Origin of the sequence: Bacillus silvicola, from assembly GCF_050524305.1 — a bacterium.
Classification (GTDB): domain Bacteria; phylum Bacillota; class Bacilli; order Bacillales; family Bacillaceae_G; genus Bacillus_A; species Bacillus_A cereus_AT.
This window is the reverse complement of record NZ_JBNGVC010000001.1, coordinates 1-21861: the sequence shown is the minus strand read 5'-3', so window position 1 is coordinate 21861 and position 21861 is coordinate 1. Positions and strand designations below refer to the sequence as shown.

The following is a 21861-nucleotide window of genomic DNA, read 5'->3' as shown; positions in this document are numbered from 1 at the left end:
AAAAGGAATCTGTCTTTTTTTGTTCTAAATTACATTAGTTAAAATTAAGTGACGATAAATTCAATTGTTATTGGGATTCCACTGTCTAATGCATCTCCGCCAGGAATTGTAATAGCACCAGTAGGACCTGTGGTGACACTGGAGTTCACGCTAGGTTGAATTTGTAATACGTAAAAGTTGGAAAGGCAGTTGCAGTAGTACCGGCATCGTTTAAACAAGCTGTTGCAGCAATCGAAAAAGCTGCACCTGTTCCAGCTCCTAGTGTAGATGTAGATCTCCTAGAAGCCATAAATGGTTGAATGATTGGCAATTAAATTGCACTCCTTTAATTACCTTTTTGAACGAAGTATAGAATAACTTGTCCACTATATTGTATGAAAGTTTTTTATAATAGAAACGGCTTCATGATTATAGAAGGAACATAATATTAGTAAAGGTATCATTGTTAATTATTTGAAAGAATGATGTTGTTACTTGTGGAATATATGCTAATGATTTATTTATGTTTTAATTTTCAAATGAAAATGTGCTTTTGGACCTAATAGATAAACGTGGAAAAATAAAACAAACTCTTAAGTTTAGGTGTTTAATCTAAGCAGTCAATTATTAAAAACATATAATTAATATGTGAGTCATGAACATAATTAAATGTCGTTTTAAAGTTTAATTATAATTCATGTTTCCTATTTTAAGTGAATATATAACATAACTCTTTGTACACTTTTATGGTTCTTATAATAGGAAAACACTCAACTATAAGACAAGTAAGGAGGAAATAAATGTCACATAACAATTGTTTTGGTCATAATAACTGCAATCCGATAGTTTTCACTCCAGAATGTTGTAATAATCCACAAACAGTTCCAATTACTAGCACTCAATTAGGACAATTAATCACTTTACTAAATTCTTTAATTTCAGCTATTGCAGCATTTTTTGCAAATCCAAGTGATGCAAACAGATTAAATTTACTCAATTTGTTTACTCAACTATTAAATTTACTAAATGGATTAGCACCATCTCCAGAGGGTAATTATTTAAAACAACTAATTCAAAGTATTATCAATGTACTACAATCCCCTAATCCAAACTTAAGCGAATTACTTTCTTTATTACAACAATTCTACAGTGCCCTTGCACCATTCTTCTTCTCTCTAATTATTGATCCTGCGAGTTTACAACTTCTATTAAACTTATTAACACAACTAATTGGTGCTACTCCAGGAGGCGGAGCAACAGGTCCAACAGGTCCAACAGGAGCAACAGGATCAGGAGGAGCAGGAGCAACAGGAGCAACAGGAGCAACAGGAGCAACAGGGGCAACAGGAGCAACTGGTGCAACAGGAGCAACAGGAGCAACAGGAGCAACAGGAGCAACAGGAGCAACAGGAGCAACAGGAGCAACAGGAGCAACAGGAGCAACAGGAGCAACAGGAGCAACAGGAGCAACAGGAGCAACAGGAGCAACAGGAGCAACAGGAGCAACAGGAGCAACAGGAGCAACAGGAGCAACAGGAGCAACAGGAGCAACAGGAGCAACAGGAGCAACAGGGGCAACAGGAGCAACAGGAGCAACAGGAGCAACTGGTGCAACAGGAGCAACGGGAGCAACAGGAGCAACGGGAGCAACAGGTGGCGGAGCTATTATTCCGTTTGCTTCAGGTACAACACCGGCAGCGTTAGTTAACGCGTTAGTAGCTAATACAGGAACTCTCCTTGGATTTGGATTTAGTCAGCCTGGCGTAGCTTTAACTGGTGGAACTGATATCACATTAGCGTTAGCTGTAGGTGATTATGCATTTGTAGCACCACGTGCAGGGACTATTACGTCATTAGCAGGTTTCTTTAGTGCAACAGCTGCATTATCTCCATTATCACCTGTTCAAGTGCAGATACAAATATTAACTGCACCAGCAGCAAGTAATACGTTTACAGTACAAGGAGCACCTTTATTATTAACACCGGCATTTGCTACAATAGCTATTTTGGACACAGCATCAGGGATCCAAGCTGAAAGTATTTCAGTGGCCGCTGGAGATAAAATACTATTATATGTTTCATTAACAGCAGCAAGTCCAGTAGCTGCAGTTGCTGGATTTGTAAGTGCAGGTATTAATATCGTCTAACTTGTTACAATGTTTGTTTGAAATTTAAACAGGCATTTGTAGATAGCCCCTCCTAATAAAATTAGGAGGGGCTATCTTTTATGGAAAGATAGGTGATGAATCAATTGAGAAATTACTGTTTGATAAGTTGGTATATAAGAAAAATCAAAATTTATATTTTGCACTTTATTGTTTATAGAATAAGTTATATGGTTTGAAAAATTACATATAAACAAAAAAGATGAATTCTATTAAAAATAGAATTCATCCATTAAAAAAACTATATACTAGGGCTTAAATTATTTATCATGAGCGGTGAAATGTCATTGCTCAAATTAGTAATAAACTATTTATTTTTATTACAGTTACATCCTTTTTTCTTTACATAGCCTTGCTCGGCTAAATCTCTTTGTGACTGGGAATCGGAAGATTGAGAGTTCGAAGATTGAGAGGATGCTGAAGAGCTACTATTTTTATTATTAGAGTAGTTTTTTCGATAGTTATAATTACTCATAGTACTATCACCTCCAATTAAATATATAAATATTATATGTATGAACTCTATTAATTGTTACGATAAAAAATCTCCCCGATATTTTCCGAGGAGATAAATGGTGGTTCTATTAAAATGATACTAATTAATACCCCCAGTATAGGGGGAAGTAATAAGAATCTTGGTAATATAGATTTTGTTGTTGAGTAGGGGGCTGAGTTGACCGATTTATCATGTCGCGGTTTTGATTACAGTTTGCGGGAGGACCAATTACCGTAGTGGATTGAATTGGGGATACTGCTTGTTTCCATTGTTGTTCATTGAGGCAATAAGTATGAGCCATCATATTAGTGGGAGTTAATCTTAAAATATCAGAACCAAAAATAACTTCTGGGGTTGGGGCGTCGAATATAGCTAATAAATGAGTATTATCTGCTGAAGCAATTTCATAATGCCACCACGCTTGTGGGATGTTGGCAACTTGCCCTGGTTTTATCGGTAAGTTTAATATTTGATTCGTAAATGGATTAAGTAAAGAAACAACAGCAGATCCTGAAATACAGTAAACGAGTTCAGCTGCATTTTGATGAATATGTGGTTCTACAACGTTGCCTGTACTTAAATAAATATCTAATAAAGAAGTGCTTTCTAAAGTGTTTAATTGTTTCATGCCAAGCATGTTTATATAATTTTGGACATCTTTCTTAAAAAAATTACTTTTACTTAAATCATAAGTGAAATTAGTTGAGGGGGAAGTGTAGTCGATATTAGAAGTCAATTGTATTACCCGCCTTTCTATAGGTAAGTTAGGTTACAAAATTAGGATATGTGTCTAGTGTTTGTTATGTGCCGTTGTCGGTAGCTTAATAAATTTACCTATTTCATAAAGAATATAGGGTGTACCTCGTACTTACATTAATATTAATACGGATATATAACAGTTAATATAGATGTTGGATAAAGATTAAAAAGTATAGAAATGTGTTTCGTCTATTTAGAAATAATGGTTACATTATGATAAAAGACCACTACCTTTAGAGTGGTAGTGGTCTTTTATTTAAGATAGTTTTTGCTGGATAATTAATTGTGCTTTAGCGGTATTGGCGTAATTTAGCCAATCTAATTCCAAGTTTTGTTTTAAACCAAAATGGATTTCGATGACGTCAAAATGAGATACCTTTGTTTTAAGTGGAACGGGTATTCCATTTACTATTGCTTTTTTCATGTTATGTGCAATTTTTGGAAATGCAGAGAAAGAAAAATCAATAATTGTAGCCCCCTCTGGTAAATAAATAGGTTGTAAATCTGTAGTATAAGCCGTAATGGTATTTTCAAATAGTTCATACGATACTAGATTGTGGAAAGCGATTGGATCTGTATTTAATAAATTATTATTCACAATTGTATCATTCATTATTTTATAAGATATTGCTTGAACATCTACAATTCTATTATTCAATAAAGAAAAAATACCATTGTTTTTTAATGTTTTTGCTAATTGTGTTTGAATGATAATTGTTTGTTCAGTATCATTCATATTGATTTTAGTTTTTAAATTGTTATTAAAATGGCTATTTTCAAGTGCTATATTATCTTCGAAATAGTTTATAGTTGGTTTGTATAATTGATGTATTATTCCAAGAAATTTATAGCAATCTAGTACACTTGTAGTTGTAATACAAATTTGTGAAATCCCTGATACGTTTTCTACTTCTTGTAATTGTGAGTAAGCAGTATAAATTGGAGGGAACTCATAGCTTATTTCAAATGAAAGGTTAGTATCATAAAAAGAATGTATTCCCTTTCTTAAATGAGTTATATTTTTTTGAAGATGCGGCACATATCCGGTTAAAAATTTATGTACTTCGGTATATCTTTCTATATGTAGATATTGAAAAGCAAGATTTTCTAATTCGTGCTGGATTGTATATAACCCTAATCGCTTTGCAAGTGGCGCAAAAAGTGTTAATGTTTCATTCGCATAAGCTACTTGTTTTGCGGGCTTTTTAACACTCAATGTTTTTATATTATGAAGTCGATCTATAACTTTAATAATGCCAACACGTATATCTTGTTGAGAGGATAATAGTAACTTTTTAAAATTAATTGCTTCGTATAATGCTTTCTTTTGATCTTGTTGTTTTTTTCCTTTTGTTAATCCATTTACAATATATCGAATAGTCGCACCAAAATGTGATTCAATTTCTTCTAGAGAATATTCGGTATCTTCTACAACATCGTGTAATAAAGCAGCAATCAATGTTGTAATGTCAGCTTTATAATTTAGCAGTATTTCTGTAATTGCGAAAGGATGAATGATGTACGGTTCTCCAGTTTGACGGTATTGTCCGTCATGTGCTTTCTCTGCAAAATGTATAGCTTTTTTTAATAGTTTTAATTCCTCAGATTGAAGATAATTTGCCTTTTGTAATAATACCTTGCTCATATAAATCCGTCCCTTAAAATTATTTTTAATAATAATTCTATATAATAGAATAAATACCCTTCGAAATTGTTTTAAATGTGTAAAAAAATAAAGGTATTGAGATTAAACTATATTCGTATTCCCATTCATACTTTGGATTGATGGAAAAAAGTAATGAACGTGTTAATTTAAAATTACATCAATCAATAATAAGGAGTGAATGTTCATGTCATTTAGTGAAATGATTAGAAATGAAGTGCTCAGCTGGGCGGGTGTTTCTGAAAAACCGCATCGATTTGGTGGTATTGAAATAAATTATGGTAAGAAAGAACTTGGTCATCTTCATGGTGAAAAGTTAGTTGATTTACCATTTCCGAAGGTAAAGCGAGATGAATTAGTGAACGAAGGGTTAGTGAAACCACATCACGTATTACCTGAATCAGGATGGATAAGTTATTATATAAAGAGTGAAGAGGATATTGCATTCGCAATTGAGTTATTTCGTATGCAATATGACCGAATACAAAAAAGAAATAAAGTAGATAAATAAAAATTTGTTTTTATGTCACATCCCTCCTAAATCGTTCGTCTTGTATGTAGAACGATAAGGAGGGATTTTATTATGAATACATTTGATGTAGCAATTGTTGGCGGTGGGCTTGCTGGGCTAACAGCATCTATATATTTAGCGAAAGCTGGAAGGAAAGTTATTGTATTAGAAAAATCTAGTCACTTCGGTGGTCGAGGGATGACTATAAATAAAAATGGCATTTGTATGAATCTTGGTGCACATGCTTTATATAGAGGTGGAGAAGCGTTTATAACTTTTAATGAACTAGGTATAAATCTTCCGGGGGGAATCCCATCTACAAAAGCACATGGAATATGGAAAGGGGATATTTTCACCATCCCAACAGATTTTCGCTCTATTTTATCAACACCGTTACTTTCATGGTCTGCAAAAGTACAGTTCTCTCGTCTTATGATTCATTTGGGGAATTTAGATGTAGGAAAAGTTCCAAAAATGAGTCTAACTACATGGGCAGAAAATGAGATTAAAGATCCAATGGTTCGAAATATATTTTATGCATTATGCCGAACAACAACATATACGTATGCTCCTACAATACAATTAGCATCTTCCGTACTAAAGCAAATACAGCTTTCTATGAAAGAAGGGGTATTTTATGTAGATGGTGGTTGGGAGACGATAATAACAAAATTAAGAGACATAGCGAATAATGTCGGGGTGCAATTTTTGGCTAAAAAGCATGTTTTGGAAATAGAGCATTACGAAGGTAAACAAAGAATACATTGTTTTGATGATGAGGTATTTGAAGTAGGTACAGTCATCGTGACGACTCCACCGAAGGAAGCTTGTAAAATAATAAAAGGTGCAGAAGGAACAAGTTTGCATAGATGGAGTGAACAATCGGTACCAGTTACCGTTGCTGCATTAGATATTGGTTTGAGACGATTAACCAATCCTACACATCAATTTGCATTAGGGTTAGATCAACCTATATTTTTCACGAATCAATCAAGAGCAGCTAAATTAAGTGAAGATGGATCAATTGCAGTGAGTCTAATTAAATACCATAACCCTGCGCTAGAGCTGAATCATATTCAAGAAGATAAAGAACAGTTAGAAAATACGATGGAATTGTTACATCCAAATTGGAAAAGAGAAGTTGTTGCAAAGCAATATTTACCAAAAATAACGGTAGTACATGATTTTCCTCATATTGACCGCGTTGAAAAACCGGGCCCTAATATACCTGAAATGTCAGGTGTTTATGTTGCAGGAGATTGGACTGGGCATGATGAAATATTAGCTGATGCTGCAGTAGCAAGCGGAAAACGTGCAGCGTTACACATTTTAAAGCAATCCGAAAGTGAGGCAGTTCATCATGGAAACGGAGCAGTTATATGAAGCGTATCAACCGTTATTATTTTCGTTAGCATACAGAATCCTTGGGAGTGTTATGGATGCTGAGGATATCGTTCATGACGTTTTTATCTCGCTAAATAATATAGAGGACGTTCAATCTATAGAAAATATGAAAGCATATTTATGTAAAATGGTAACAAATCGCTCAATTGATAAATTACGTTCGGCAGCACATAAACGTAATTTATATGTAGGAATGTGGTTGCCGGAGCCATTTGTGGAAGAGACTGATGACCCATCTGAGTCATTTGTAATGAAAGAATCCATTTCTACGGCATATTTATTACTTTTACAACAACTGTCTGAGGTAGAGAGAGTTGTTTTCATATTAAGAGAGGTTTTCAGTTATGAATACGAAGAAATCGCTTCAATTGTTGATAAGAGTAGTGTGACCTGCCGAAAAATCTTTCAACGTGCACGGAACAGTATTTTGGATAAGCCGAAGCAATCAACATTAAGTCCGAAGAAAATGGCTGCCTATGTGGAAAAATTTGTATCTTCATTACAGTGTGGGGATGCGCAAGGCATGTTAGAAGTATTAAAAACAGATGCGATATTTAAAGCAGATGGTGGTGGTAAAGTTACAACTGCAATTAATCCGATTTATTCTGCAGATAAAATTATACGTTTGTTCTTTGGAATTGCAAAACGATTGCCAGAAAAGTATAGTGTTGATTTCAAAAAAATAAATGGTGCACCAGGCGTTATAGTTACAATAAATAATAAAGTGACGTATGTACTTTCATTCGCATTTGAGGATGAGAAAATTTCAAACATTTATATGATGGTTAATCCTGAAAAACTTATGCACTTAAATGTAATAGTATAAAAAAGACGCATTTCTTTAGAAATGCGTCTTTTTTTTATTTTTCTAACATTTCAAGAGGTACATCTTTTTCGCCGGCTACCTCAAATTTAATTTCCCCGTCTTCTTCATAAATACGTGAAATAATCGGTATAGTAATCATTAATTTTTTATGCTGTTTTCGCTTTCTAGCGGCATCTAAGCTAATTACGTTCATTGTAAGCATCCTTTCTTCTAGAAATATATAAACAAAAGAAAATGCGTCCGGAAAGGGCGCTTAATTGAATTTGAAATACCGATTCATTTAAATGGGGTTTATATTATTTAATAACTGCAATTTAATTAAAAATAGTATGAATGGAATAATTGCACGTAGAAATTAACTTTACCAAAAAACGAAACAATATGCTATAAAAAAATTTAAAAATTTGTCATATAACGAGAAAAAGGTTTTCGTTTCGCATATAATGAAAGTAGACGGGCAGCAAGAGCTTTTTCATCATATTGCTTGGAAAGGCGATGAAAAGAATGGATACTGTAGATTCATTATTATTGCAACTTGAACAATATGGAGAAGAGCATGATCGAAATAAAAAAACGCGGGAAGAGAAATTACGGAATATTTCTCGTGAGATGGGGCAATTTTTATCAATTTTAGTAAAAGGGTGTAATGCAAAAAACATTTTAGAAATTGGAACTTCTAATGGCTATTCTACATTGTGGTTAGCTAATGCGGTAGAAGAAACAAATGGAAATGTAACAACTGTAGAGCTTTCTTCAGAACGGGTTGGAGAGGCAATTGTAAACTTTGAAAAGGCGAACCTTGTACAAAGAATTGATGTCCATAATCAAGAAGCAGGGGCGTTTTTAGATTCGCAATTAGATCATTCATTTGATTTTATTTTCCTAGATTCAGAACGTACACAATACATGTGGTGGTGGGAACATATAAAACGTATTTTAGAGCCAAAAGGTTTGCTTGTTATTGATAATGCAACTTCACATACAGAAGAATTAGCGGAGTTTATCAAGCTGATTGAAGAAGATGATACGTATGAAACGGCGTTATTAGCTTTTCAAAAGGGAGCATTCGTTGCTCGAAAAAATAAGTAGAAGTGAGCATGACATAATTATCACATTGAAAGATAACAAATGTCAAAAGATTGAGTGCTGTATGATTTGAAGGAGATTGACCAATTGAATTTCAAATTAGATTGAAGAGGTAATAAATAATGGGATTCGTAAAGAATCCGCCTTCAGCATGTTCCTCTCTAGGTCTTAAGTCTGAGGAAAATAATGAAGAGAACAGGTATACTTATACTATGAAACAGGGAATGACTGCATAAGCAGGTATTTCTTGAAAAATCGATTTCAAGCAAGCAAAATGTGTATGAAATACGATATGTTAGATGAAATATAGTGCATATAAATTCGCACATATAAATAAAGGAGCGATTTTGTTGACTGAACTCGAGAAAAAAGAACCTGTATCGATTGTGAAAGATAATAATGTAGAAGTAGTAGTGGATACAGTAATAAAAGATGCCGAACTTGAAGAATTAAATAAAGAAGCTGATCTGTATGTACAAAAGTTAAATAGCGAGCAAAATACAGATTTATCAAAAGTATTGTCGCAGCTTGGAGACTTAGGAGATAAAGAGCAACAAGCAGCAGGACAAACGTTATCAGCATTAAAACGTCCTGTAACAGCGATGATGAATGGAAAGAACGAAGAAATTCCAAATACATTGTTAGAATTACGCAAAGTGGTATCAGAGCTTGATCCGAATTCATTAAAAGCAAGTGGTATGAAAAAAATTATGTTTAAAGTATTCAAGAAAAATCCACTTGAAACATACGTGCATAAATATCAATCTATAGATAAGCAAATTGAGGAGATTATAAGATCCCTTTTAATTGGTCGTGATAACTTACAAGAAGATACAGTTGGTCTTGAAATGTTAAAAGAGCAATCACATGATAAAATCCACGCTCTTGATAAACAAGTATACTTAGGAAGAAAACTGGCTGGCATGCTTGAAGCTGAGAAGCAAAATCCAGAACGTCAAAGAGATATTCCGTTAATAAATGATGCATTAGAAAAGATACTTGTACGAACACGTAATATGCAGCAAGCAAAAAGTGTATTATTACAATCTATCGCATCTGTCGATATTATTAAGAAAAATAATGAAAAGCTAACAGAAGCAATTCGCAATGCAATTACGATGACACAAAACGTTGTAACGGTTTCAGCTGCAATACAGCTTGCATTAACAAATCAACGTAAAACAATTGATGCTGTTAATGCAACAAATGAAGCGATTGAATCAATGGTATTAAGCAATTCACAAGCATTAAAACAAAATACAGAAGAAACAACAAAACTCCTTGAAAATCCTGCAATTAGCATGGATAAATTACGTGAGTCATTCCAAAATGTATTCGCCGCTATTGAAGCATCTGAGAAATCGTCAGAACGTATTATTGAGTCTAGTAAGAAATTTGTAATTGAACTAGATACATTTAATGATGAGATGAAGCAGAAACTCATTCAGCGCCCAAGGAAATAACAGACTTTTAGAGGAGGTGAAAAAATGAGTTTCATTCAAACAGTATTAGTACTATTGGGTACATTGCTTTTAATCGCATTTACTGTCGTTGTTTTAGTTGTATACTTCGGACGTAAACTTTATTTTTCATGGACGAAACCATATAAGAGAGCGCAAGATTCCATTGAGAAATTATCGAACAAATCAACACCGTTTTTACAAGAATTTACGCAACATCCACTCTTTTATCGCTGGGTTCGTACAGAAGGGAAAAAAGAACAAAATACTTTAAACACTCTTTTCTGTACTTCAGGCCAACGTACGAGAGAGCAAGTTTTCTCAATGTTACCGAAAGAAAAGCAGAAAAAAGTGCATGTGATGGCAAAAACAACGAAAAAGCTTACGAATGAAGATATTGATATCGCAACAATGAAAGTGAAAGATTTCTTGAGACAAGAATCACAACAAACTGTAAAACCGACAGACTTATCGTTTTATAAATTGTATTTCTATGATCGATATCCAGATGCATTAAATACAATTCAAGCGTATAAACGCTCGATTAATCCTTCACTACAAAGAACGGTTGATGAGATTACAATTTCAGTATTAAATGCACTTCCGTATTATCAAGAACAACGTATGTTTGAACAACAACATAAACTTGAAACGTTCTTAATGAAAGATTTAACAGCGATGCTATCGTTGGTAGTACAATTACCACCTTCACAAAGACCAGAGAAGGAAGAAGAACTGAAAATCTACTTGCAAAATTTCCAAAAAGAAATGGAAGAAGTAGAACGAGATATTCGCGACGCCATTGATCATGATTTGAATGTAAAGATGAGAGCAGCGACTGAGAAGTTTAAGAATAAATAGAAGAGATCGCCTAAAAAGTTGAATGTTTCAGCTTTTAGGCGTTTTTTTATGAATTGAGAGAGTGTAATCTTTTGTGAAATTGTATATCAAAACGTTTATAAATGGTAAAATATAGAGTGGTTTTTATACTTTGTGTAAACAATTATTATAAAAGGGGTATGATATTGTGTTATTTGAGTTAGTCATACTATTTGTAATTCTATTTTTATTTCTTGGCTATCCTACTAGTAAAGCCTGGGATAGTTTCCAATCGAAGAAGGAGAATTCCTCAAGTATACTAAAGTTCGAACCACAGGAAATATTATCAATATGTTTGAGTTATTTTATCTTTGGTTTAGGTATTTTGTGGAATGCAAATGATGTAAGAGGAGGAATACCATTACATAAATTTGAAAAGAACGGAATGATGTCTGATCAATATGCTTCTTTAGCACATGACCACATTGCTATAATAGTTCTCTTAGTTATTTTAGGTGGGGTTTCGTATTGGAGATTAACAACAGGCCTAACAAAACTTTCACCAATATTTTATATTTTTTATAGTACTTTAATGATAGTAAACATTGTATATACATTCATCTATATTACCCATACAGGCTTTGCCTTTTATACGGAACTCGGAGGATTGAGATACATTCCAGTTTTTTGTATTCAAGTTGGGATGCTTGCATTTAGTCTATTATTCATAGCTAAATTAAGAAATTCATTAAGTTATTTCATACAATCACAGCATGAGAAAGATTATAAGCAGAGCAACAGAATTATATTATTTCTGTATCGTATTTCTTTTGGATATCAAAAAATGGCTACAATCTAGATGATAAGTTTATTTCCTGTCTTGTTAATTGTTCAATTTATTTTAATACTGTTTGGCCAAAAACCAGATAGTTTTATAAGAGTGTTTATGGAAACAAGTAGCTTTAATTATTCTAAGATTCCTGCCCCAAGTCCTCAAATTGTCTCTGGAGATGGGCATTATTTATGTACAGTTTCTGTGAAAGGGCATAAAAACATTGTTAAGCCATTACGAGCAGGAAGTAGGCATGGAGAAAGAATTACAGTTAATCGACAGTTATTAATTGCGAACGCCTTTGAAAATGTAATTGAGGAGCGCGTACCAAAATGTCATAAAGTTATTCGTAATTTTTATGATAAATACGGTTATCCGATTAGTAAACATATTAATACGAAATGGTCGGCTGATTTTGTTTATATTTTTATGAAGCCACTAGAATGGTTCTTCTTATTTGTACTTTACACAGTAGATAAAAACCCTGAGAATAGAATTCATATTCAATATAGTGAACTACGAAAATAAAAGTAAGAGCCCGCATTCAAAAATGGGGGCTCTTACTTTTATTTTGCTTGAATAGTAGATTTACTAGAAGCAACACTTTCATTATGCAATCGATCCACTGCTGTTACTACATACGTGTACGTTTCTCCAGAAATAACGGTTTTATCTACATAAATTTCTCCAAGTTTTGTTTTTCTTACAGTAGTAAGTAAATTTTTCGGATTTTGTATGTCCACTTTATTTTTTCTATTCACACGGTAAATAGCGTAATAAGCAGAATCATTCTCGCTATTGTCAATGATACCAACAGCAATACCTTCATCTCTTGGAATGGCACCTTTTAAAGTAGGTTGTTTTGGTGGATCATGATCAAGCCAAGGCATAGGCGGGATTAATGCAGGATGTTTATATATGTCTTTTGAGAGTCTATCTTTAATTCCTAGTGGATTATTATTTATATCTTTTAAGCTGAAATGCATGCTTCCTTTTATTTGAGGATATAGCCGATTTAATGCAATTTGTCTTGGATATTCTTCTGGATCAGACCAAGCAGGAACAGAGTTGTTATTAATTTTATAAGCCGCCTGACCGATGTATAGATGAATGGGTCTATTATTTGTTTCTTTTATCCACCAATCTACTAATATATCATATGCAGCAGGCGTGAAACCAACATTCCAATATATTTGCGGTGTAATGTAGTCAATGTATCCTTTTTGTATCCACTCACGTGTATCAGCGTAAAGGTCATCATAGTTTCTTTGACCTGCGGTTGTGTTAGAACCGGTTGGATCGTCAGCTATATTTCGCCATACGCCGAACGGACTTATGCCAAACTTTACGTATAATTTTTCTTGTTTAATAGCAGCGTGTAACCCTTTTACAAGTTCATTGACATTGTCACGTCGCCAATCTTCTATATTAGTAAATCTACCGTTATTATAAGTTTCGTACGTTTTTTGATCGGGAAACACTTCACCAACTACTTTATAGGGATAAAAATAATCGTCCATATGAATGGCATCAATGTCATAATTTCGAACGATTTCTAAAGCGCCTTCTGTTATAAATTTTTTAACTTCTGGAATGCCAGGATTGTAATATAACTTTCCGCCATAAGGTACAACCCAATCGGGATGTTGCCTTGCAGGGTGATTATTTGATAATCGATTTATATCAGTGTGATTCATCGTTATTCGGTATGGATTAATCCATGCGTGGAATTCTATATTTCTTTTATGAGCTTCTTCAATCATAAATGCGAGCGGGTCATAACCAGGATCTTTTCCTTGTATACCCGTAATGTACTCAGACCAAGGACCGTGATTTGAAGGGTAAAAAGCATCAGCGGTTGGTTTGATTTGTACAACGACTGCATTCATACCAGTGTTTTTTAAATCGTCTAATAGTCTTATAAATTCTTGTTTCTGATTTTCAATAGGTAAGCCAGTTTTTGAGGGCCAATCAATATTGAGAACAGATGCTATCCATACAGCGCGTAATTCATGTTTTTTGTACGTAGTAGTTACTTCAGCATAAGTAGAATGAGGGGAAATGAAAGAGAAAGGAATAAAAAAGATGACGATACAACATATCATTAATAAACGCTTAATGATCATTTATACGCCTCCCTATTATATGATTATTTAAAATATTATACGATGTGAGGTTGGCCTTGCAATTGAGAAAAATAAATATTGAAACATTAATTTAATAGGGGAAATATTTTTAATGAAATTTACTTTCAATATAACTAATTCATTTCATTACTTCATATGCTTGTTAGTAAAGTGAAACTTTCTTTCATTTGAAGGAAACAATTTATAAGTATAGGAGGATTCATAAATGAAAGTTTTATTCGTTTGTTCTGGAGGGATGTCCAGCGCAATTGTTGTAAACGCTTTAAAAAAAGAGGCGGAGAAAAAGGGTGTAAACATGGAAGTGCATGCAATTGGAACAAGTGAGGTGGAAGAAGAAGTAAAGAATGGTTGGGATGTTGTAATGGTTGCACCTCAAGTAAGACATCGATTTGACTCTGTAAAAAAATTTGCAGAAGAAGAATCTATCCCCTGCGGTATCATACCGCCGCAAGCATATACGCCGCTTGGTGGACCGACTTTATTAAAAACTGTAAATGAATTAATTAGTTAGGGGGAAGCGTTATGAATAAGTTTGTCACGTTTCTTGATAAAAACTTATCTGGACCGATGGCAAGGCTTTCTGAACAGAGGCATTTACAAGCGATCCGTGATGGAGTTATTTCGGCGTTACCATTTATTATTGTAGGAAGTTTCTTTTTAATAGTAGCATTTCCACCATTACCGAAAGATAGTTTCATATCCGTTTGGGCATTAAAAAATCAAACAAGTATATTAATACCATATCGTTTAACGATGTTTATTATGTCTTTATATATAGCATTTGGAATAGGTTATAATTTAGCGAAAAGTTATAAGCTAGATGCTTTATCAGGGGCACAGCTTGCAGTATGTTCATTACTATTAACATTAACACCTGAATTAATTGATAAAAAAGGCTTTATGCTTCCGATGACAAATCTCGGAGGTCATGGATTATTCGTGACGATGATTGTTTCTATTTTATCAGTTGAGATTTTAAGGTTTTGTAAGAAGAATAACGTAACAATCAAAATGCCAGAGCAAGTACCATCATCAGTATCGCGTTCGTTTGAAGCACTTATACCTGCAGCTTTTGTTATTATTATTATGAGTCTTATTACAGTCGTTTTTAAAGTGGATCTACATTACGTTGTAGATAAATTAGCCGCACCGTTAGTAAAAGCTGGTGATAGTTACTTTGGCGTTATTATACCTGTATTTTTAATTACATTTTTCTGGTCCTTTGGAATACATGGTGTATCAGTTGTAGGTACTGTGGCAAGACCGCTTTGGGATGTGTATTTAGGAAAGAACGGTGAAGCTGTAGCAAGTGGTGCGAGTCATTTTCCATTCATTGCACCAGAGCCGTTTTATCAATGGTTTATTTGGATTGGTGGCTCGGGAGCAACGTTAGGACTTGTGTTAGCGATGATCGTATTTGGGCGATCAAAATATTCGAAAGCGTTATCGAGAACTTGTATTGTACCTGGGATTTTTAATATTAATGAACCAGTTATATTCGGTTTGCCGATTGTATTGAATCCAATTTTAATTATTCCTTTCGTTATTACACCATTAGTAACCGCTACTATAGCGTATGCTGCAACTGCAATGGGATTTGTAACACCAACTCATATAATGCCGCCATGGACATTACCGGCCCCAATTGGTGCGTATTTAGCTACTGGAGGAGATTGGCGTGCAATTGTATTAGTTTTTATTAATATAGCAATATCATTCCTTATTTACTTACCATTCTTTAAAATGTACGACAAAAACATGCTTGAAATTGAGAAAAATGGTGATGGGGAATCTGTTAATCCGTAAGTTTTATATTTTATTTTTGAGTGATAGGCATTTTGTCTATCACTTCTTTCACATTAAGTCCAGAGAGGGTGAAATGGAATGAATATAAAATTTAGTTATAAAGGTGTATTTTTATTACTATTTGGAGTGATATGTGCGAATTTACTTTTTGTACCTTTATTAAGAATGCTAAATTTATCACAAATGCATAGTATATGGCTCGTTACAAGCATTGCGGCAAGTATTTTGCTTACAGTAGTTGTTTCTTTCATTGATGGATCGTTTGCGTCGAAAGCTCAGTTGTTTTTTAGATTTATATTATTTTCGATTGGTTGTACGTTTGTAACTTACATGATTGTTTTTTAGTAAATAGGAGGTCATGCATGTTATGTATATTGTAGGGATAATGTCTGGTACATCGTTAGACGGAATAGATGTAGCACTCGTTTATATAGAAGGAAGCGGTGTAGATTCTAAAATCGAACTCATCCATTTTACTACAGTTCCATTTTGTCATGATATAAAAAATGAAATACAACAATCCTTATCAATAGAAAATTCAAATGTTCAACTTATATGCAGTTTGAATTTTAAGCTCGGTTTATGTTTTGCCAATGCTGTAAAGGAAGTTTGTAAAGAGGTCAATCTTTCTTTGAAACAATTAGGTTTAATAGGTTGTCATGGACAAACGATTTATCATCAACCAAAGCAAGATGATAATATGATACCTTCCACATTGCAAATTGGGGAACCAGCAGTAATAGCATACGAAACGAACACGACGGTTATCTCAAATTTCCGAACGATGGACATGGCAGCAGGAGGACAAGGTGCACCACTTGTACCATATTCAGAGATTATTTTGTATCGTCATCCAACTAAAAATAGACTACTACAAAATATTGGTGGGATTGGAAATGTTACAGTAATACCAAGTCACTTAAGTGATAAGAGCGTTATAGCTTTTGATACTGGTCCAGGGAATATGGTAATTGATGAAGTATGTCAAAGGTTATTTCAGTTGCTATATGATCAAAATGGTAGGATTGCAAAACAGGGAGTAGTTGTAGATGAAATTTTGACTTATTGTATGAACCATCCATTTTTGAAAATGAATCCACCAAAATCAACTGGTAGAGAACAGTTTGGAGAAGAATTTGTAAGTGAATTATTGAAGCGATATGAAAAGCATAGTAAAGAAAATATATTGACGACTGTCACGATGTTTACAGCAAGTTCAATTGTTCATCATTATAAGGAGTTTATTCTGCCATATTATGAAATCGATGAGGTGATTTTAGGTGGTGGGGGAAGTTATAATGATACACTTGTTGAAATGGTACGAAATGGATTGAAAGAAGAAAAATGCGCAATATGTATTCAAGAAGATTTAGGCTATTCTTCCGCAGCGAAAGAAGCTGTCGCATTTGCGATTTTAGCAAATGAAACGTATCATCGTAATCCGAGTAATGTGCCAAGCGCAACAGGTGCAAAGCAATCTGTAGTTTTAGGGAATATAACATTCCCTCCAATATGAAGAAAATGAGGCGAACATATATGAAGTATATGATTGGAGTAGATGGTGGGGGAACGAAGACAGGAGCAATTGCATTTAATCAAGACGGAAACGAAGTTGTACGAGGTACGAGTGGGTTTGGAAACATATTAATAGATTATGAAAAAGCAGTTTCGCATATTATGGAGGCGATCGATCAATGCAAGAAAGCTTTAATAGATGGGCACTGCGTTTGTATTTGTTTAGGATTAGCGGGTATAAGTGGAGCGAATACAAATGAATTAACATTACGTCTAAAAAATAAGTACGGAACACAAATTGAAGTTTTTAATGACGCAATGATTGCACATGCAGCTGCTTTAAAAGGGAAAGATGGAATTTTAACAATTGGCGGTACAGGCGCGATTTGTCTTGGAAAGAAAGGAGAAGTGTACGAATATAGCGGTGGATGGGGACATATTTTAGGAGATGAAGGAAGCGGGTATTGGATTGCGTTACAGGGTTTAAAGAGAATGGCAAATCAATTTGATCAAGGAGTTGCACTTTGCCCATTAAGCTTAAGTATTCAAGACGAGTTTCAACTTTTGACATCGTCACACATAAAAAGACTAGTATACACCTCTTCAAAAGATAAAGTTGCAGCAATTGCACCATTCATTATTGAGGAAGCGAGAAATGGGAATGATGATGCACATAAAATTATCCTGCAAGCGGCTACGGAATTAACGAGAATTACGGTGAATATTTATAATAAGATGCAGTTTGATTTATCCACTCCAATTGCAGTAAGTGGAAGCATATTACGTTTCGTTCCTGAAATATATACTGAATTTAAGAAATGCTGTGAGAAAAGTATAGGGAAAGTTACATTTGTATCACAATCAGAACCAGCAGTGAAAGGGACTTATTATTTAATGAAGAATATATATTTAAAAAAATAGCCGCATGAGAATTTTTGTATGATTTGTAAAAATATGATGTTAAGATGTATAAAGGGATGTAGATAAAAAGTACAATATACATAGTCATTGAATATTGTATAAGTACTCCCATATAGAAAGTGAATGATTACATGATTAATAGTATACAGTTTTTGTATTTGGTCGCTTCTTATTTATTCGGCAACATATTGACCGCTTATATAGTAACAAAGTGGAGACATAACATTGATATTAGGGATGAAGGAAGCGGAAATCCTGGCGCAAGAAATATGGGGCGTGTATATGGAAAAGGATATTTTGTCGCTACATTTTTAGGTGATGCGATTAAAGGGGCAATTGTAGTTTCTATTGCAAAATACCTTTTTGAAGATTCTACATTTGTAATGTTAGCTTTACTGGCTGTTTTACTTGGACATATTTATCCAATTTTATTTAAAGTCAAGGGCGGTAAAGGGATTTCAACATTTATTGGAGGGTTAATCGCTTTTGATTATTTGATAGCGCTTACTCTAATAGGCGTTTTTATTGTATTTTATTTAATATTTAAAGGATTTACTAAGCCAGGATTAATTACAATCGCTTGTTTACCAATTTGCATGATTTTTTATTCTTACTCTATTGTTACGACTATTTTAAGTGCTCTTATAATTGTACTTATTTTATATGTAAATCGAGAATGAAATGAGCTTTTAATAAGTGGAGTTAATCTCCACTTATAATTTTTATTAAGTAGATAGTGAGGATAAGTAGAGAGATAAAGGGGATAGGACATGGGGTTAATTTATAAAGTTGCTGATCAAGATTGGGAATTTGAAAGTATACATAAATTGAACTATAAAACATTTGTAGAAGAGATTCCGCAACATGAAGAAACGAAAGAACGTTTTCGTATAGATCGTTTTCATGAAGAAAATACATATTTAATTTGTTTAGATGAGGATAAGTTAGTGGGGATGGTTGCGTTGCGAGGAAAACGACCATTCTCATTAGATCATAAAATTTCAAATTTAGGTTTTTACTTGCAAGAACATGGAGAAAACGTATATGAAATTCGTTTACTTTCAGTAGAACGTGAATATCGAAATGGAAGAGCGTTGTTAGGTTTAATTCGCTTTTTACATCGTTATTTGCTTCTAAATGGATATGAATTGGCACTCATTTCTGCAACAACACGTGAACTCCCTTTATATGAACAAATGGGATTCAAATCTTTCCATACGTTAGTTGGCACAGAAGCAGCAGCCTTCCAGCCAATGTATGTAACACCTGCTATGTTTGAAGAATCGAGTGTTGGAAGTATTATGACGAAAGAATACACGTTTTTACCTGGTCCAGTAGACATTGAAGACAATGTTCGAAAGGCATTTTCTACCCGGCCTATTTCGCATCGATCTAAGTCATTTCATGTGACGATGGATAATGTGAAAAAACGGTTACTTCAAATGACAAAAGCAAAACGTGTACAAATAATGTTAGGAACAGGGACATTAGCAAATGATGCGATTGCTTTACAATTACGTTCTTTAAAAGGGAAAGGACTAGTATTAACAAATGGGGAATTTGGTAATAGATTAGCTGGGCATGCAACACGCGCACAGTTACATTTTGATACGTATAAAAAAGAAATGGGAGAGCCGTTTATTTATACCGAATTAGAAGAAATAATGACAACTGGAAATTATGAATGGCTTTGGTTTGTTCATCATGAAACATCAACTGGAATTTTAAACGATTTAGACGAGCTAAATACTCTTTGTAACAAGTACCAAATGAAACTATGTGTAGATTGCATTAGCTCAATTGGAGCAATTTCGTTAGATTTGAATGATGTGTATTTTGCTAGTGGTGTTAGCGGTAAAGCGATTAAATCATATACAGGAATTTCTTTCGTTTTTCATAACCACATTGTAAAAATAAACGAGGCTGTGCCTGCCTATATGGACATTGGCATGTATGAAAAAAATGAAAGCATTCCATACTCACAATCATGGAATTTAATTTATGCATTGCAAGAAGCTTTGAAGAGATTTGAAGATGAAACGGCATTTGTAAAAATAAAAGAGACATATGATTATGTTGAAGAAGCTATTACTGGTATGGGTTTAAAGTTTGTTTCACCTAAAGAACATGCTGCGTCAATTATACTTACCATTCAATTACATAAAGGTCTTTCTTCTAAAGCGTTAGGAGATGCGTTAGCGTTACAAGGATATATCGTCCATTATGAATCAGCGTATTTACAAAAGAATAACTGGATCCAAATTGCCTGCCTAAATCATTACAAAGAACGTGATATGAAGAGGATGTTGAATTGTTTGCAAATGTGTGTATTACAGAGTGAGGTACATATATAAAGACTTTTACTTAATATACGTGGTTTCGTATAAAGGAGTTGCTACATACGAAAACTTAGGAATAGATCATTGGAAGAGGTGTTAGTATGATAACTGAAAAACTACCATTACATATAGCAGACATTAAAAAAGCTCAAAACATTCTAGACAGAAATGCTCGTAAAACCCCATTAGTAAAATCTTTTTATTTGACTAGTAAAACGGGCGGGGAAATTCACTTGAAATTGGAAAATATGCAATTAACAGGTTCTTTTAAATTCCGTGGCGCATTTAATAAAATGTCGCAACTCACGGATCAAGAAAAAGAACGAGGCGTAATTGCATGTTCAGCAGGTAATCATGCGCAAGGAGTTGCATTATCTGCACATTTACTTGGTATTAAGAGTAAAATTGTTATGCCAATTTCTGCACCACAGGCGAAAGTTGAAGCAACTAAAGGATATGGATCTGAAGTGATTTTACATGGTGAAACTTTTGATGATGCAAAGGCAAAATGTGAGGAGATTACAAGGGAAACAGGTGAAACATACTTACATCCATATGATGATGTAGAGGTAATGGCTGGTCAAGGTACAATTGGATTAGACATTCTGGATGATATGTGGGATGTTGATACTGTTATTGTACCAATCGGTGGAGGCGGAATTATTTCTGGTATTGCTGTTGCATTAAAATCTTTTAATCCATCCATTAATATAATTGGTGTCCAAGCAGCTAATGTACATGGGATGAAGGCATCTTATGACAAAGGTACAATTGTAGAACATTATGAGGCACCTACTATAGCAGATGGTTGCGCAGTTAAAATACCTGGGAATTTAACTTTTGAAGTTGTAAAAGAATTAGTAGATGATATTGTAACAGTATCAGAAAAAGAGCTGGAAGTAGCGATGAAAGATTTATTACAACGTGGAAAAGCTGTTGTAGAAGGTGCGGGTGCATTAGCTACTGCTGCTCTACTGGCAGGGAAAGTTGATCAATATATTAAAGGGAAAAAAGTAGTAGCGGTAATATCTGGTGGGAACGTAGACTTACAGCGTATTTCGAGTGTCTGTGAGCAATTTTTTGTAGCTAATGAAGTAAAATAGTATTTTAAAAACATTAATTATATGAAGTAA

Annotated in this window: 19 protein-coding genes and 2 pseudogenes; 16 read left to right on the top strand and 5 right to left on the bottom strand. The window is 34.0% G+C overall.

Translation table 11 applies throughout. From position 1 onward, the window contains the following. Positions 1 to 44: 44 nt before the first annotated feature. Positions 45 to 310: pseudogene (locus tag ACP6L7_RS00105) on the bottom strand (DUF4183 domain-containing protein). Between the two features lie 469 nt (positions 311 to 779). Between ACP6L7_RS00105 and ACP6L7_RS00100 the strand changes: the two are divergent. Continuing rightward, entirely contained in the window at positions 780 to 2126 is a 1347-nt protein-coding gene (locus ACP6L7_RS00100; RefSeq protein WP_430528864.1) for an exosporium glycoprotein BclB-related protein, read from the top strand. A gap of 617 nt (positions 2127 to 2743) precedes the next feature. Here the strand turns inward: ACP6L7_RS00100 and ACP6L7_RS00095 are convergent. After that, positions 2744 to 3376: a cupin domain-containing protein gene (locus tag ACP6L7_RS00095; RefSeq protein WP_098362047.1), complete on the bottom strand. Its 633-nt coding sequence runs from the start codon at positions 3374 to 3376 to the stop codon at positions 2744 to 2746. Between the two features lie 279 nt (positions 3377 to 3655). Then, positions 3656 to 5044: an HD domain-containing protein gene (locus tag ACP6L7_RS00090; protein WP_097833250.1), complete on the bottom strand. Its 1389-nt coding sequence runs from the start codon at positions 5042 to 5044 to the stop codon at positions 3656 to 3658. Between the two features lie 205 nt (positions 5045 to 5249). On the opposite strand from ACP6L7_RS00090, the gene ACP6L7_RS00085 reads away from it, so the two are divergent. The 3 genes from ACP6L7_RS00085 to ACP6L7_RS00075 all read left to right on the top strand — a co-directional run bounded on the left by ACP6L7_RS00085 (position 5250) and on the right by ACP6L7_RS00075 (position 7803). Continuing rightward, the gene (locus tag ACP6L7_RS00085; protein WP_071772496.1) at positions 5250 to 5573 is read left to right on the top strand and encodes a luciferase domain-containing protein; all 324 of its coding nucleotides are present in this window, start codon (positions 5250 to 5252) and stop codon (positions 5571 to 5573) included. A gap of 72 nt (positions 5574 to 5645) precedes the next feature. After that, positions 5646 to 6956 (top strand): phytoene desaturase family protein, encoded by a 1311-nt coding sequence (locus ACP6L7_RS00080; protein WP_097833251.1) that lies wholly within the window; start codon positions 5646 to 5648, stop codon positions 6954 to 6956. After that, on the top strand, positions 6934 to 7803 hold the full coding sequence (locus tag ACP6L7_RS00075; protein ID WP_097833252.1) for a sigma-70 family RNA polymerase sigma factor: 870 nt from the start codon (positions 6934 to 6936) through the stop codon (positions 7801 to 7803). Before ACP6L7_RS00080 ends, ACP6L7_RS00075 begins: the two co-directional genes overlap by 23 nt. 34 nt (positions 7804 to 7837) lie before the next feature. On the opposite strand, the gene ACP6L7_RS00070 is transcribed toward ACP6L7_RS00075, so the two are convergent. Continuing rightward, the gene (locus ACP6L7_RS00070; protein WP_001100983.1) at positions 7838 to 7996 is read right to left on the bottom strand and encodes a hypothetical protein; all 159 of its coding nucleotides are present in this window, start codon (positions 7994 to 7996) and stop codon (positions 7838 to 7840) included. Between the two features lie 302 nt (positions 7997 to 8298). Between ACP6L7_RS00070 and ACP6L7_RS00065 the strand changes: the two genes are divergently transcribed. From ACP6L7_RS00065 to ACP6L7_RS00050, 4 genes and pseudogenes are all read left to right on the top strand, one after another. Then, on the top strand, positions 8299 to 8892 hold the full coding sequence (locus tag ACP6L7_RS00065) for an O-methyltransferase (RefSeq protein WP_097833290.1): 594 nt from the start codon (positions 8299 to 8301) through the stop codon (positions 8890 to 8892). 347 nt (positions 8893 to 9239) lie between these two features. Next, positions 9240 to 10352, top strand: coding sequence for a toxic anion resistance protein (locus ACP6L7_RS00060; protein WP_000137398.1), 1113 nt, complete (start codon positions 9240 to 9242; stop codon positions 10350 to 10352). Positions 10353 to 10376: 24 nt separating this feature from the next. Next, positions 10377 to 11210 (top strand): DUF3974 domain-containing protein, encoded by an 834-nt coding sequence (locus ACP6L7_RS00055; RefSeq protein WP_097833253.1) that lies wholly within the window; start codon positions 10377 to 10379, stop codon positions 11208 to 11210. Between the two features lie 166 nt (positions 11211 to 11376). After that, positions 11377 to 12528 (top strand): annotated as a pseudogene (locus tag ACP6L7_RS00050) (DUF6688 domain-containing protein). Between the two features lie 38 nt (positions 12529 to 12566). Here the strand turns inward: ACP6L7_RS00050 and ACP6L7_RS00045 are convergent. Next, positions 12567 to 14126: a glycoside hydrolase family 10-like protein gene (locus tag ACP6L7_RS00045; RefSeq protein WP_097833254.1), complete on the bottom strand. Its 1560-nt coding sequence runs from the start codon at positions 14124 to 14126 to the stop codon at positions 12567 to 12569. 226 nt (positions 14127 to 14352) lie between these two features. On the opposite strand from ACP6L7_RS00045, the gene ACP6L7_RS00040 reads away from it, so the two are divergent. From ACP6L7_RS00040 to tdcB, 8 genes are all read left to right on the top strand, one after another. After that, positions 14353 to 14658, top strand: coding sequence for a PTS sugar transporter subunit IIB (locus ACP6L7_RS00040; protein ID WP_097833255.1), 306 nt, complete (start codon positions 14353 to 14355; stop codon positions 14656 to 14658). A gap of 11 nt (positions 14659 to 14669) precedes the next feature. Continuing rightward, positions 14670 to 15953, top strand: a complete 1284-nt coding sequence (locus ACP6L7_RS00035; protein ID WP_097833256.1) for a PTS sugar transporter subunit IIC — start codon at positions 14670 to 14672, stop codon at positions 15951 to 15953. A 78-nt stretch (positions 15954 to 16031) separates the two neighbouring features. Next, a complete protein-coding gene (locus tag ACP6L7_RS00030; RefSeq protein WP_097833257.1) occupies positions 16032 to 16298 on the top strand; it encodes a hypothetical protein in 267 nt (88 codons plus the stop codon). 22 nt (positions 16299 to 16320) lie between these two features. Further along, positions 16321 to 17469 (top strand): anhydro-N-acetylmuramic acid kinase AnmK, encoded by a 1149-nt coding sequence (anmK, locus tag ACP6L7_RS00025; protein ID WP_097833258.1) that lies wholly within the window; start codon positions 16321 to 16323, stop codon positions 17467 to 17469. 20 nt (positions 17470 to 17489) lie between these two features. Beyond that, a complete protein-coding gene (locus tag ACP6L7_RS00020) occupies positions 17490 to 18389 on the top strand; it encodes a BadF/BadG/BcrA/BcrD ATPase family protein (RefSeq protein WP_097833259.1) in 900 nt (299 codons plus the stop codon). Between the two features lie 131 nt (positions 18390 to 18520). After that, positions 18521 to 19069 carry a glycerol-3-phosphate 1-O-acyltransferase PlsY gene (plsY, locus tag ACP6L7_RS00015; RefSeq protein ID WP_097833260.1) on the top strand — a complete coding sequence of 183 codons (549 nt, stop codon included), beginning with the start codon at positions 18521 to 18523 and terminating at the stop codon, positions 19067 to 19069. 90 nt (positions 19070 to 19159) lie between these two features. Continuing rightward, positions 19160 to 20743 carry an aminotransferase class V-fold PLP-dependent enzyme gene (locus ACP6L7_RS00010; RefSeq protein ID WP_097833261.1) on the top strand — a complete coding sequence of 528 codons (1584 nt, stop codon included), beginning with the start codon at positions 19160 to 19162 and terminating at the stop codon, positions 20741 to 20743. A gap of 86 nt (positions 20744 to 20829) precedes the next feature. After that, positions 20830 to 21831: a bifunctional threonine ammonia-lyase/L-serine ammonia-lyase TdcB gene (tdcB, locus tag ACP6L7_RS00005; RefSeq protein ID WP_098362049.1), complete on the top strand. Its 1002-nt coding sequence runs from the start codon at positions 20830 to 20832 to the stop codon at positions 21829 to 21831. Positions 21832 to 21861 lie beyond the last annotated feature (30 nt).

Excerpts from the sequence above, each read along its gene's own strand:
- ACP6L7_RS00070 (WP_001100983.1), bottom strand. The coding sequence starts at position 7,996 with ATGAACGTAATTAGCTTAGATGCCGCTAGAAAGCGAAAACAGCATAAA.
- ACP6L7_RS00010 (WP_097833261.1), top strand. The coding sequence starts at position 19,160 with ATGGGGTTAATTTATAAAGTTGCTGATCAAGATTGGGAATTTGAAAGT.
- ACP6L7_RS00080 (WP_097833251.1), top strand. The coding sequence starts at position 5,646 with ATGAATACATTTGATGTAGCAATTGTTGGCGGTGGGCTTGCTGGGCTA.
- ACP6L7_RS00090 (WP_097833250.1), bottom strand. The coding sequence starts at position 5,044 with ATGAGCAAGGTATTATTACAAAAGGCAAATTATCTTCAATCTGAGGAA.
- ACP6L7_RS00085 (WP_071772496.1), top strand. The coding sequence starts at position 5,250 with ATGTCATTTAGTGAAATGATTAGAAATGAAGTGCTCAGCTGGGCGGGT.
- ACP6L7_RS00100 (WP_430528864.1), top strand. The coding sequence starts at position 780 with ATGTCACATAACAATTGTTTTGGTCATAATAACTGCAATCCGATAGTT.
- ACP6L7_RS00035 (WP_097833256.1), top strand. The coding sequence starts at position 14,670 with ATGAATAAGTTTGTCACGTTTCTTGATAAAAACTTATCTGGACCGATG.
- ACP6L7_RS00075 (WP_097833252.1), top strand. The coding sequence starts at position 6,934 with ATGGAAACGGAGCAGTTATATGAAGCGTATCAACCGTTATTATTTTCG.
- tdcB (WP_098362049.1), top strand. The coding sequence starts at position 20,830 with ATGATAACTGAAAAACTACCATTACATATAGCAGACATTAAAAAAGCT.
- ACP6L7_RS00045 (WP_097833254.1), bottom strand. The coding sequence starts at position 14,126 with ATGATCATTAAGCGTTTATTAATGATATGTTGTATCGTCATCTTTTTT.
- anmK (WP_097833258.1), top strand. The coding sequence starts at position 16,321 with ATGTATATTGTAGGGATAATGTCTGGTACATCGTTAGACGGAATAGAT.
- ACP6L7_RS00040 (WP_097833255.1), top strand. The coding sequence starts at position 14,353 with ATGAAAGTTTTATTCGTTTGTTCTGGAGGGATGTCCAGCGCAATTGTT.
- ACP6L7_RS00020 (WP_097833259.1), top strand. The coding sequence starts at position 17,490 with ATGAAGTATATGATTGGAGTAGATGGTGGGGGAACGAAGACAGGAGCA.
- ACP6L7_RS00055 (WP_097833253.1), top strand. The coding sequence starts at position 10,377 with ATGAGTTTCATTCAAACAGTATTAGTACTATTGGGTACATTGCTTTTA.
- ACP6L7_RS00065 (WP_097833290.1), top strand. The coding sequence starts at position 8,299 with ATGAAAAGAATGGATACTGTAGATTCATTATTATTGCAACTTGAACAA.
- plsY (WP_097833260.1), top strand. The coding sequence starts at position 18,521 with ATGATTAATAGTATACAGTTTTTGTATTTGGTCGCTTCTTATTTATTC.
- ACP6L7_RS00030 (WP_097833257.1), top strand. The coding sequence starts at position 16,032 with ATGAATATAAAATTTAGTTATAAAGGTGTATTTTTATTACTATTTGGA.